We start from the raw sequence: 12,623 nt of genomic DNA on the forward strand, positions 1-12,623 counted from the left end.
AATGAAGCAACCCGCTATCAGTTATCTGACAGCGGGTTTTTTTATTACAGGCTTTCTATTAAGCTGAAAATTCATTACCATTAGCGCCCTTAAAAATGTTGATCAATAGCAAAGAGTGGGTAGCATGGCGGACGAAAATTTTAAAGATTCATTTAATTTTTGGCAGTTTCTGGCTTTTGTAGCCGTTTTCGTTTCTTTGCTTTGTCTGGTGCCAATAGTGCGCTGGGTACAAATTTTATTCTGATAAAACGTCGCCAGCCTATATTTACCGGTCTTAAAAGGTAGAACCATGAATTTGCAACAACTTGCCACTGAGTTAAAACAAGTGATAAAAACGGTACCGGATTATCCAAAACCGGGTATTACCTTTCGTGATGTAACCAGTCTGATGCAGGACGGCCCGGCATTTAAAAAAGTGATTGATGCTTTTGCTGCTTTCTATGCTGACAAAGGCATAGAAAAAATTATCGGCACTGAATCGCGGGGCTTTATCTTTGGTGCACCGTTATCTTATGCGCTGGGTATTCCGTTTGTACCGGTACGCAAGCCCGGTAAGTTGCCTCGCGAGCGTATTTCACAAAGTTATACCCTGGAATATGGCGAAGATGCGCTTGAACTGCATGCTGATGCCATAGAAGCGGGTGACAAAGTTCTGTTGGTTGATGACTTACTGGCAACCGGTGGAACCATTGATGCAACCGTGCAGCTGGTGCGTCGTCTGGGTGGGTCGGTCGATCATGCAGCGTTTGTGATTACCTTGCCAGAGCTGGGTGGCGTCAAGCGATTAGAGGCTCTGGGTTTAAATATCCTGAGTCTGGTTGAGTATAGCGGCGAATAAGTTTAGGCTGATACCAGAACATCTCTTTAAGCATCAGGCTGTGGCATGAGTTATCAGGTTTTAGCAAGAAAATGGCGGCCAAAGCAGTTTACCGAACTGGTTGGCCAGGGGCACATAAAAACAGCGCTGAGCAATGCCCTGACCAGCAGCCGGCTGCATCATGCTTACTTATTTACCGGTACCCGCGGTGTGGGTAAAACCACCATCGCCCGGATTTTCGCCAAAAGTTTAAACTGTGAAACCGGTATTACTGCCACGCCTTGCGGCGTTTGCAGTGCCTGTCAGGAAATTGATGCCGGCAATTTTGTTGACCTGCTGGAAATTGATGCCGCCTCGCGCACCAAGGTAGAAGATACCCGCGACTTGCTCGACAACGTGCAATATGCGCCCAGCCGCGGTCGCTTTAAAGTGTATCTGATAGATGAAGTGCACATGCTGTCCCGCCACAGTTTTAATGCCTTGCTGAAAACCCTGGAAGAGCCGCCACCCCATGTAAAGTTTCTGCTGGCAACCACCGATCCGCAAAAATTGCCGGTAACGGTATTGTCGCGCTGTCTGCAGTTTAGTTTAAAAGCGCTGAGCCGGGACCAGATTGCGGCGCATCTGGCGCACGTGCTGACTAGCGAACAAATTCATTTTGAGCCTGCTGCGTTGGCGCTACTGGCAAGAGCCGCCAATGGCAGTCTGCGTGACTCACTCAGCTTGACCGACCAGGCAATCGCGCAAAGCAACAGCCAGCTTACCCTGGATGCGGTGCGCGATATGTTAGGGTTTTTAGACCAGCAATTCGCCAGCGCGATACTCGGGGCCATTCTGAATAAAGATTACCAGGCAATGCAGACTGAATTGCAAGCCTTAATCAGCCAGCATAGCGATTACAGCAGAGTGTTGGATGACATGCTGACCCTGTTGCATCAGGGCGCGTTGGCTCAGTTAGAGCCTGCGGCAGCGCAGTTGTCTGAGCAGCCTGAATTTGTCGGGCATATCGCAACCAGTCAAAGCCCGGAAGCATTGCAGCTTTATTATCAATTGCTGATAAGTGGCAAGCGTGAGCTAAGCTACGCACCGGATGAGCGTACTGGCCTGGAAATGGCGTTATTGCGGGCACTGGCTTTTGTGCCTGCGCCTGCTGGCGCACAGCCCACAGCAGCGCAGGGCGGCTCAGGACGAGCTGCAGCACCAACCCAACCGGCAGCAGCACCTGCGCCGGTAACTGCTGATAAAACCGTTGCTGAGCATGCTGTGGCGGCTGCGCCAGCGCCACCAGCTGAGCAACCAGCGCAGCCACAATTTGAGCAACAATCTGAGCAACAAACTGAAAAACAGCCAGCGCAGCCTGCGGCCGCCCCGCAGCAAGTTGCGCCCGCAGAGCAAGTAGCGCATGCAGAGCCAGTTGCGCCGGAAGATAGTATTGACCCACTGACTGCCAGTATCATCAAACGTCGCGGTCTGGCGCTGGAAGCCGGAGCGACACCGCCAAAAAAGCCTGAGCACCGGCCAGCGCCGGTGCCTTCAGCTGCGGCGGCGCCACTGGCTGAAAAGAAAAGTGATCCTAACACCTTAAGCAAAGCGGAGACCGGCGGCATCATGTCAGCGCCTGCAGCGTCGGTAGCGGTTGAGCCATCAGCTGCAAGGCAGTCTATGACTGAGTATCCCGATGAGGCTGAAGCCGAAACGGAGCAGCTTTACCCTGAAGATCCGGCCAACCAGGCGATGCTGGATTCATTATGGCAGCAATCTCACCAGCAGGCTGAGCCTGGTAAAGTGTTTGACGGCGAAATTAACGAGCAGAATTTCTCAATTCGTTTTGCTGCTGAAGTTGATAGCTGGGCGGCACTGATCGAAAAGATGCCGGTAGGTGGCCTGATGAGGTTGTTCCTGTTAAATAGTGCTATGCAGTTAACAGAGCAACAACTGACGCTTTGTGTTCATCAAAGCCAGCAGCATTTGGATAGCAGTGATTTTCGCGCGCAGTTATTGAGTTTGTTGTCTGAAGCAATTGGCCAGCCATTGCAAATGCAGATAAGCTATAGCAACGATGTACCGCAATGTCCGCTGGTTATTCAGCAGCGGATAGAGCAGGAGCGCCTTAGCTATGTTAGCCGGTTGATGCAGCAAGATCCGAAAGTACAAGAGTTACAACAGCAATTTGATGCCAGTTTGTTATTGGACACCCTGCAGGTAAACTAACACAGAGTCAGCGTTGCAGGTTAACTTGTAATTTAAGGCGCAACTGATTATCTTGGCGCCAGCAATCTTAACAGAGAGAAATAACTATGTTTAAAGGCGGTATGGGCAACATAATGAAGCAGGCGCAAGCCATGCAGGAAAAAATGCAAAAGGTGCAAGCCGAAATTGCCAACATGGAAGTAACAGGTGAGTCGGGCGCAGGCCTGGTTAAAATTACTATGACCGGCAGCCATAATGTACGCCGGGTTGAAATTGACGATAGTTTACTGGCTGACGATAAAGAAATGCTGGAAGACTTAGTTGCTGCGGCGTTAAATGACGCAGTACGCCGGGTTGAAGACAACAACAAAGAGCAGATGGCCAAAGTAACCGGCGGTATGCAGTTGCCACCAGGTATGAAGTTACCGTTCTGATACAGGTAGTACGACAGTATGAGTAAACTGGCCCCTTTGGTTCAGCAGTTAATAGAAGCGCTGCGGGTACTACCCGGCGTTGGCCCTAAATCGGCACAGCGTATGGCATTTAATTTGCTGGAACGAAACCGTGAAGGTGGCGAGCGGCTGGGCGCGGCCTTAACTCTGGCGATGGACAAGGTTGGTCATTGCCAATGCTGCCGCACTTTTTGTGAAACCGATATTTGTGCGCTATGTGCTGACCCGCTGCGCCAGCAGGCCGGCACACTCTGTGTGGTAGGGTCAGCCTCCGACCAACTGGCGATTGAGCATACCGGCCAGTTCAGTGGTTTATACTTCGTGCTGATGGGCTATATTTCACCGCTGGATGGCATTGGCCCCGCGGAGCTCGGGCTCGACCGGCTGGATAAGCAGCTGGCAAAAGGTCATATCAGCGAGGTTATTCTGGCAACTAACCCAACAGTAGAAGGCGATGCTACCGCTTTTTATCTGGCTGAGTTGTGTCATAAGTATCAGATCCCGGTAACCCGCTTAGCGCAGGGCGTACCAGTTGGTGGTGAGCTGGAATATATCGATGGTACCACCTTGTCCCATGCCTTTAGTGGCCGCAAAACCTTCTGAATCGTTATTCCTTAGCCATTTTTTAACTTGAATTCCGCTAGCCACTCCCCCATATAACAGGCAACTGTCGGGCGCAATTGCGTCTTATTATTCCTGTAAAAACTACGTTCGAGGACCCTATAATGAGTGATAATACTGCCACTAACCCTGGACAGAAGCAGACTCATGGCTTTCAGGCAGAAGTAAAACAACTGCTTAACCTGATGATCCATTCACTGTATTCCAACAAAGAAATATTCCTGCGTGAATTGGTCTCTAATGCCTCTGATGCGGCCGATAAGCTGCGTTTTCTGGCCCTGTCTGATTCCAGCCTGTATGGCGATGATGGAGAGTTAAAAGTCCGGATCAGCTTGGATGAAACGAACCGGACGCTGACCGTCAGCGACAACGGCATTGGTATGACCGAGCAGGAAGTTATATCGCATTTAGGTACTATCGCTAAATCAGGTACCAAAGAGTTTTTCTCGCAGTTGTCGGGCGATCAAAGTAAAGATTCAAAATTAATCGGCCAGTTTGGTGTCGGTTTCTATTCTGCCTTTATCGTAGCCGACAAGGTTACCGTTCGCACCCGTAAAGCAGGTGCTACTGAAGCGGTAGAGTGGGAGTCGTCAGGCGAAGGTGAATATACCCTGGCGCCGATTGATAAAGAAAGCCGTGGTACCGACATTATTCTGCACTTACGTGAAGGTGAAGAAGAGTTTTTAAGCCGCTGGAAAGTTGAGAGTATTATCACCAAATACTCAGATCATATCAGTATTCCGGTGGAAATGTGGCAGGAAGGCACCCCGGAGCGGGAAGAAGACGGTGAGAAGATACCGGCTACCGAAGGCAGCTGGCAGGCGGTAAATAAAGCGACAGCACTGTGGACCCGCGATAAGTCGGAAATAACTGAGCCGGAATATCAGGAATTTTATAAGCATATTTCACACGACTGGAGTGAGCCGCTGAGCTGGAGCCATAATAAAGTTGAAGGTAGTAGTAACTACACCAGCTTATTATATGTGCCGAAAAAAGCCCCTTTTGATATGTGGAACCGCGAAGCGAAGCACGGTTTAAAACTATATGTGCAGCGTGTATTTATTATGGATGACGCTGAACAGTTTATGCCAAGCTACCTGCGCTTTATTAAAGGTGTGCTGGATTCGAGCGATCTACCGTTAAACGTATCGCGTGAAATTTTGCAGGATACCAAGGTTACCCAAAGCCTGCGTAAAGGCTGTACCAGCCGGACCCTGAAAATGCTGGATAAGCTGGCGAAAGATCCTGAACAGTTTCAGCTGTTCTGGGACGAATTTGGCCAGGTGTTAAAAGAAGGCCCGGCAGAAGATATGACGAACAAAGAGCAGATCGCCGGTTTACTGCGTTTTGCTTCAACCCATAATGACGATGCTACCCAGAATGTTTCGCTGGCTGATTACCTTAGCCGGATGAAAGAAGGCCAGGACGAAATTTATTACGTGGTTGCCGACAGTTATCAGGCTGCCAAGCACAGCCCGCATCTGGAAGTGTTCCGTAAAAAAGGCCTGGAAGTGCTGTTGTTATCAGACCGGATTGACGAGTGGCTGATCCAGCATTTACCAGAGTTCAGTGAGAAGAAGCTGCGCTCGGTAGCTAAAGGCGGCTTAGATTTATCAAAACTTGATGATGAAGAAACTAAAAAAGCCCAGCAGGAAACGGCTGAAGCTTTTGCCAGCGTGCTGGAGCGCTTTAAAACCGCCCTGGGTGATGAAGTAAAAGAAGTGAAGGTTAGTCACCGTTTAACCGACAGTCCGGCTTGCGTCGTGACTGATGAGCACGATATGAGCACCCAGATGATGAAGTTGATGGAGTCCGTTGGCCAGAAAGTGCCTGATGTGAAGCCAATATTTGAGCTGAACCCGGAGCATCAGCTGGTAAAACATATTGCTGATGAAACTGATGATGCTCGCTTTAACGAATGGGCTCAGGTGTTATTTGAGCAGGCTTTGCTGGCTGAACGTGGTAGTTTGAAAAACCCTGCCAGTTATGTCACGCGTTTAAATAACTTATTGTTGTCACTGGCAAAGTAACTTACTGCTGTTAATTAAAGCCCGCCTGGTACACAAGTATCAGGCGGGCTTTTCTATTTGGTAATCCCGCCTCGCATCTTACTGATTGCAAACTATACTCAGTCCAGTATCCGTTTTTGTATTAGGAGAACAGAATGGCGTCGAGTTGGAAAAGCCTTAGCCTGGGTGTCAGGCTGACTGTCAGTATGGTGGGGCTGATTTTATTGTCGATTGTGGTGCTGACCAGCCTGGTGTTTGTTGAATATAAAAACGCCCGCACAGAGGCTGTTCTTAGCAACTTACAAAATAACGGTAGCGCTAATGCAGAGGCATTTACTAACTGGTTGCTGGTGCGGCAGGAAGAAATGCGCTATCTGGCCGCGTTGCCTCAGGTGCAGCAAGCTGATCTGGCTTTGAGTAGCAGCTTAATGCAGGCTATGGCGCAAAGTCAGGGCTATTATGACACTATTTTTGTGGTGGGCCCGGACGGCCGGGGCCAGGCAGGCGTAAGCTATGCCAATGGTCAGGCGCGGGTGCTGTCTTCGGCTGAGGCACAGGACTTTAATGTTGCTGACCGGGCCTGGTTTAAACAGGCAATCGCCGGGCAAGATACGTTTTCGCAGCCGATTGTGTCCCGGGCAACCGGGGCCAGAGTGAGTACGGTGGCTATTCCTATTCGACAGAATGGTCAAGTTGTCGGGGTAATGCGGGGCGCGGTTCAGCTAAGTACAATTTTCGATATGGTGAATGAGCTTAGCCGTGACAGCTACACTGAAATTTATCTGCTGGACAGTGACGGTGCAGCTATTACAGAAGCTGGCTCATTGCAGGGGGTAAGCGGTCAGCTAAATACGGTTGCAGCCGATGCGGTCAGGGCGAAGCAAAGCGGGGTGGGGCAATATCAGAATGCCGCTGACACAGCGGTGTTTGGTAGTTACAACTTTATACCAATGCTCGGCTGGTCACTGGTACTGGAAAGTCGTCAGGCAGACGCACTGACTGATGTAAAAACCATGTTCTGGACATTGTTTGTTATTTCGCTGGCAGTACTGATTATCGCTGCGCTGGTATGTATTATGCTGGTGCGCAGTGTCACCAAATTACTTGGTGGTGAGCCGGAATATGCTGCAGCTGCTGTGCATCAGGTGGCAGAGGGCGACCTGACTGCCCGGATAATCCTCAGACCAGGTGATAGCACTAGTCTGCTGGCATCGATTTCCAGTATGCAGCAAAACCTGCGCAAGATGATAGGTCAGGTTGGCGATTACTCTGATCAGGTTGCGTCAGCGTCAACAGAACTGGCAAAAATTAATGAGCATACCCGCAGCGGTATTGAGCAGCAGAACAGCGAAATAAATAATTCTGCAGTCGCGATGAACCAGATGACCAGTTCGCTGGAGGAGGTATCGCGTAATACTCAGCAGGCAGCACAGGCGGCGACCGCAGCTGAAAGCGAAACAGCGCATGGCCAGCAAATCGTCAGTACTACTTTGACTGATCTGAATAAATTGTCAGCAGAGGTTAGCAAAGCGTCTGAAATTATTAATTTACTAAAACAAGACAGTGACCATATTGGCAGTATTTTGCAGGTAATTGAAAGCATTGCTGAACAAACAAATTTGCTGGCACTAAATGCGGCAATTGAAGCAGCGCGGGCAGGTGAGAGCGGCCGGGGCTTTGCAGTGGTCGCTGATGAAGTGCGTACCCTGGCCAGCCGGACGAAAGATTCAACAACAGAAATAAAGCAAATGATAGAAAAATTGCAAACAGGTACCGAAAGGGCAGTTAAGGCTAACCAGAGTAGTGAGCTCTCGGCTAAAGCTACTGCTGACAGCGCCAGTAGTGCAGGCCAGGCACTGTTTGCAATAAGTGAAGCTGTTGAGCTGATAAGCAGTACTGCGCACCAGATTGCCAGTGCAACCGAGCAACAAACTACAGTGTCGCGCGATATCAACCAGAATATTCACCGGATAAGTGATGTTGCTGTGCAGAATAGTGAAAACGTGGTGCAGTCCGCCCGGGCAAGTGATGCGCTGTCTGAGCTGGCAGAGCAATTACAAGAACTGGTGCGTCGTTTCAGACTTTAGTCGGTATCCGTTGTTAATGCCTGCAGAAAAGCACCACTTTCTGCCATTTTAACGCATAAACAGGGTCAGAGCCTGTTGTTATCAAGGCTATCGACTAAAGGCTAGTAAATACGCCACTTCAGGTAGCACCAGTGGACAAAATTCTTGTCTCAGCAGGCGCATTGTGTAAAGATTCGGTTTTATAAATATTTGAATAATCCCAGAACACGAGGGTGTTGCTATGCGTATCATTTTGTTGGGGGCCCCGGGTGCCGGAAAAGGAACCCAGGCTCAGTTTTTAATGAATAAATATGGGATCCCGCAAATTTCAACCGGCGATATGTTGCGCTCAGCAATTAAAGAAGGGTCGGAACTGGGGTTGGCAGCAAAACAGGTAATGGATGCCGGCCAGCTGGTATCAGATGATATTATTATTGGCTTGGTAAAAGAACGGATAGCCAAAGACGATTGCAGCAAAGGTTTTTTACTGGATGGCTTTCCCCGGACGATTCCGCAAGCCAATGCCATGAAGGACAACGGCGTTGTGGTTGATCATGTTATTGAATTCGACGTACCGGATGATGTAATTGTAGAGCGAATGAGCGGTCGCCGGGTACATCCCGCATCTGGTCGTGTTTATCATATTAAGTATAACCCCCCAAAAGTTGCCGGCAAAGATGATGAAACCGGTGAAGAGCTGGTTATTCGTGCAGATGATGTTGAAGCAACCGTACGCAAGCGTTTGGCTATTTATCATGAACAAACTGAGCTTTTAGTAGGTTACTATCGGAAAGCTGCCGAAGCGGGCGAAACACAATATCATTACGTGGATGGTACCCAGCAGGTAGATGATATAAGTGCTATCCTGGTTAAGTTATTAGGCTAAGTTATATCCAGGTATGTCTATAACGCGGGTTAAGGTTACATCGTGAATTAACAGCTCCGGCAGATAAACCCGTTTCGCAGAAATAAAAAGCCCTCGACCGAGGGCTTTTTAATAAGGTTAAACCTACAGGCTTGCAGCCATTTAGATCTTAGCCGTTTACAGCGGTTTTTACCTTACTGTTTTCATTGTTACCGCTACTGTCATCAGTGACCAGTTGCGGCTGCTTAATATTGCCAATTGCAATTTTTCTCGGTTTTAGCGCCTCAGGTACTTCCCGCACCAGCGCAATATGCAACAAGCCGTTTTCCAACGATGCACCGGTTACTTTTACGTAATCAGACAGCTGAAATTTCCGCTCGAAATTGCGCTCAGCAATGCCTTGATGGACAAAGTGACGACCCTCATCCTTGCTGTCTTTCTGACCTTGTACAACCAGGGTATTGTTTTCAGTTTCAATCGACAATTCCTGCTCGTTAAAGCCGGCGACAGCCATAGTAATGCAGTACTGATCCTCACCGGTAACTTCAATGTTGTATGGAGGATACGCCGGTTGCTTTTCGCTGCGGGCAGCGGCATTCATCAGGTTTGCCAAATGGTCGAAACCAATAAAAGAACGGTAAAACGGAGTAAAATCTAAATTGTTCATAGCCAAATCCTCTGTAGATAGCAAAATGGTTAGGTTATACCCTTCAGATGAACGGGTAATCAGCTTGTAAGCAGCGACACAGCTGACTTACTGCAACAGGTGCCTTATCAGGCCACCTGCTACATAAGTAAGGTTCGCTAACCGTTTTTCAAGAGAGGAAATTAAAATTTTTATCTGAATTATTATGATTTTTTCAGTAAGTCAGCCAATGCAGTCAATGCGGCATCATAGTCGGGCTCCTGAGCAAGTTCAGGCACCAGCTGCTGATAACGTATATCTCCCGCGCTATCAATTAGCAGAATTGCCCGGGTTAGCAGTCCCATATCTTTGATCAGTAAGCCGTAGTTGCTACCGAAGTCCCGCCAAACTGCGTCTGACAATACTGCCATATCGGCAACTTGCTCCTGTTGGCAGTAACGTTTCTGGGCAAATGGTAAGTCGGTACTGATTGTCAGTAACACCACACCTTGCGGCAAATTTGCTACTTCACTGTTAAAGCGCTTAGTTTGCAACGAGCATATTCCGGTATCAATGCTTGGTACCACACTGATTAGAATGGTTTTACCACTAAAATCACTTAACTGAACTGTTTTAAAATTATTATCGACTACCTTAAAGTCTGGCGCCGGCTGACCCTTTTTCAATTCCTTACCCAATAATATAACTTGCTGATTACCCGCTTTTACGTCACTGACCCTGCTCGGTAATTCAGCGGTGAGATCAATAGCAGTTGCTGGTAGACTACAGAGAGTTGCACAAAACAGTGTGCTCAGGAACAAAGATTTTCTAAACTGAGTTAACATAGTGAGTGTCCTAATTATCTGGAATTTAATGGTATTTAAACCGCAAACGTAATTTATTTACTGCTACTGCTGTCATCAAAAGTAGTTTTGCGTCTATTATAAACAGACTGAGTATTAAAGTGAGTGCCCAATGACCACCGCAGTACTGATATGTGATGACTCGAATCTGGCACGCAAGCAACTTGCCCGGATCTTACCACATGACTGGCAGGACAGTGTCCATTTTGCTGGCCATGGTGCTGATGCCTTGGCGACCCTGGAGAAAGAGTCGATTGACTGGCTGTTTCTCGATTTAAATATGCCCATTATGGATGGCTATCAGGTGTTGGCAGAGCTGAAGAAGCGGCAGCTTAGTGTTAATGTTGTGGTGGTGTCAGGGGATGTACAGCCTGAGGCTTACCAAAGAGTTATGGAGTTAGGCGCTCTCGATTTCATTCGCAAGCCTGTCGATGCCGAAAAGTTGCAGGTTATTTTGAAAAATGACATCTTGCGCCAGCCGGTAAACACTCAGCCGCCTAATAAACGCAATACTGATACTGAACTAAACGCAGAAATGCGGGATGTGTTTCAGGAAATTACCAATGTGGCTATGGGCCAGGCTGGCGATTTACTGGCTCGTCTGCTGAATGTGTTTGTAAAGCTACCTATTCCTAACGTCAATGTTATTGAAGTCAGCGAGTTGCATATGGCGTTAGCATCGGTAGAGCAGCATTCATCCACATCAGCGGTTTGTCAGGGATTTATCGGTGGCGGCGTCGCTGGCGAAGCGTTATTGATCCTGACCGATTCCAGTTTTAAGGATATTGCCAGTCTGCTTAATTTTCAGGGCAAATTAACCCCGTCAACCGAACTTGAATTGCTGATGGATGTGGCCAATATCCTTATTGGCGCGGTGCTCAAAGGCATTGCTGAGCAGTTAGATATGAGCTTTAGCCAGGGCCATCCTGTGGTGCTTGGCCAGCATGCACCCGTCAGCGAGTTAATTAAAGCGAATGCCAGGCGTTGGCGTAAAACGCTGGCAATAGAGCTGAGTTACGGTATCGAAAACTATAATATTAACTGTGATTTACTGCTGTTATTTACCGAAGACAGTGTAAAGACAATGAAGCACAAAGTTGCTTTCTTACTGGAAGAATAGTTATGAGTTTAACCAATGCCGAGTTCGATGTTTCTGAAATTCATTGGTTAATGGATATGTTCCAGACAGTGGATGTCGGGCTGGTGGTATTAAACAGCGATTACCGGATCCAGGTCTGGAATGGCTTTATGGAAAGCCATAGTGGGTTGACGCCCCGGCACGTAAGAGAGCGCTATTTATTTGATTTATTCCCTGAAATTGATGAAGAGTGGTTACGTCGCAAATGTGACCCGGTCATTTTACTGAAGAACCGCGCATTTACTATCTGGGAGCAACGACCTTATATATTTAAGTTTAAAAACTATCGGCCTATTACCGGCAGTGCCGAATACATGTACCAGAACAGCACTATTTTTCCGCTGACGGACACCCGCGGCCAGGTTACCCACCTGTGTATCATTATTTATGATGTCACCGATGCGGCGGTCAGTCGCACGGAGCTCGAGTCAATGAATGGGCGCTTACAGCAACTATCAAAAACGGATTTTCTGACTCAGCTAAGTACGCGCGGCCACTGGGAAGACGCGCTTATTCAGGAGTTCAACCGGCTTCAGCGTTACAGCCAGCATCATAGCACCTTGCTAATGTGTGACATTGACCATTTTAAGCGGGTTAATGATACCTATGGCCACACTGCAGGCGACGAAGTTATTCGTAAAGTTGCTGATGTAATTAAAGCCAATATTCGTACTACCGATCTTGCTGGCCGGTATGGCGGTGAGGAGTTTGCGATACTGTTGGTTGACACGTCGATGGAGCAGGCACAGTGCCTGGCAGAGCGGATCCGGCAACAAGTGGCAACGATGCCAGTGCAATATAATCAGACGTCACTTAATGTCACCATTAGCCTGGGGCTGGCCGAGCGTGATGTCAGCATGCAGGAACATCGCCACTGGATAGAGGCAGCAGACAAGGCTTTATATCAGTCAAAAGTAGACGGTCGCAATAAAGTAACCTGCTACATTTCTGACGATGAATGAAATTTAAACAAATTT

Annotated in this window: 11 protein-coding genes; 9 read left to right on the forward strand and 2 right to left on the reverse strand. The window is 48.2% G+C overall.

The features are described from left to right. Window positions 1–289: 289 nt before the first annotated feature. The 7 genes from apt to adk all read left to right on the forward strand — a co-directional run bounded on the left by apt (window position 290) and on the right by adk (window position 9,041). Complete coding sequence (apt, locus tag CRO03_RS12905) at window positions 290–838, forward strand: adenine phosphoribosyltransferase (protein ID WP_097112050.1); 549 nt, start codon at window positions 290–292, stop codon at window positions 836–838. A 45-nt stretch (window positions 839–883) separates the two neighbouring features. Then, window positions 884–3,028, forward strand: a complete 2,145-nt coding sequence (gene dnaX / locus CRO03_RS12910; RefSeq protein WP_097112051.1) for a DNA polymerase III subunit gamma/tau — start codon at window positions 884–886, stop codon at window positions 3,026–3,028. 86 nt (window positions 3,029–3,114) lie between these two features. Next, a complete protein-coding gene (locus CRO03_RS12915) occupies window positions 3,115–3,441 on the forward strand; it encodes a YbaB/EbfC family nucleoid-associated protein (RefSeq protein ID WP_019674843.1) in 327 nt (108 codons plus the stop codon). Window positions 3,442–3,459: 18 nt separating this feature from the next. After that, window positions 3,460–4,062, forward strand: coding sequence for a recombination mediator RecR (recR, locus tag CRO03_RS12920; protein WP_097112052.1), 603 nt, complete (start codon window positions 3,460–3,462; stop codon window positions 4,060–4,062). A 122-nt stretch (window positions 4,063–4,184) separates the two neighbouring features. Beyond that, window positions 4,185–6,110, forward strand: coding sequence for a molecular chaperone HtpG (gene htpG, locus CRO03_RS12925; RefSeq protein ID WP_097112053.1), 1,926 nt, complete (start codon window positions 4,185–4,187; stop codon window positions 6,108–6,110). 134 nt (window positions 6,111–6,244) lie between these two features. Then, a complete protein-coding gene (locus tag CRO03_RS12930; RefSeq protein WP_097112054.1) occupies window positions 6,245–8,176 on the forward strand; it encodes a methyl-accepting chemotaxis protein in 1,932 nt (643 codons plus the stop codon). A gap of 220 nt (window positions 8,177–8,396) precedes the next feature. Next, window positions 8,397–9,041, forward strand: coding sequence for an adenylate kinase (gene adk / locus CRO03_RS12935; RefSeq protein WP_097112055.1), 645 nt, complete (start codon window positions 8,397–8,399; stop codon window positions 9,039–9,041). Window positions 9,042–9,189: 148 nt separating this feature from the next. Here the strand turns inward: adk and CRO03_RS12940 are convergent, their stop codons facing one another. Both CRO03_RS12940 and tpx read right to left on the reverse strand, forming a co-directional pair. After that, window positions 9,190–9,687: an Hsp20 family protein gene (locus CRO03_RS12940; RefSeq protein ID WP_097112056.1), complete on the reverse strand. Its 498-nt coding sequence runs from the start codon at window positions 9,685–9,687 to the stop codon at window positions 9,190–9,192. Between the two features lie 182 nt (window positions 9,688–9,869). Continuing rightward, on the reverse strand, window positions 9,870–10,490 hold the full coding sequence (tpx, locus tag CRO03_RS12945) for a thiol peroxidase (protein WP_097112057.1): 621 nt from the start codon (window positions 10,488–10,490) through the stop codon (window positions 9,870–9,872). A 130-nt stretch (window positions 10,491–10,620) separates the two neighbouring features. Here tpx and CRO03_RS12950 point away from each other — a divergent pair, with 130 nt between their 5' ends. Both CRO03_RS12950 and CRO03_RS12955 read left to right on the forward strand, forming a co-directional pair. Further along, window positions 10,621–11,628 carry a response regulator gene (locus tag CRO03_RS12950; protein ID WP_097112058.1) on the forward strand — a complete coding sequence of 336 codons (1,008 nt, stop codon included), beginning with the start codon at window positions 10,621–10,623 and terminating at the stop codon, window positions 11,626–11,628. Between the two features lie 2 nt (window positions 11,629–11,630). Then, window positions 11,631–12,608, forward strand: a complete 978-nt coding sequence (locus CRO03_RS12955; protein WP_097112059.1) for a sensor domain-containing diguanylate cyclase — start codon at window positions 11,631–11,633, stop codon at window positions 12,606–12,608. The last annotated feature ends 15 nt before the right edge of the window (window positions 12,609–12,623 follow it).

Origin of the sequence: Arsukibacterium tuosuense (genome assembly GCF_900215315.1) — a bacterium.
GTDB classification, from domain to species: Bacteria; Pseudomonadota; Gammaproteobacteria; order Enterobacterales; family Alteromonadaceae; genus Alishewanella; species Alishewanella tuosuense.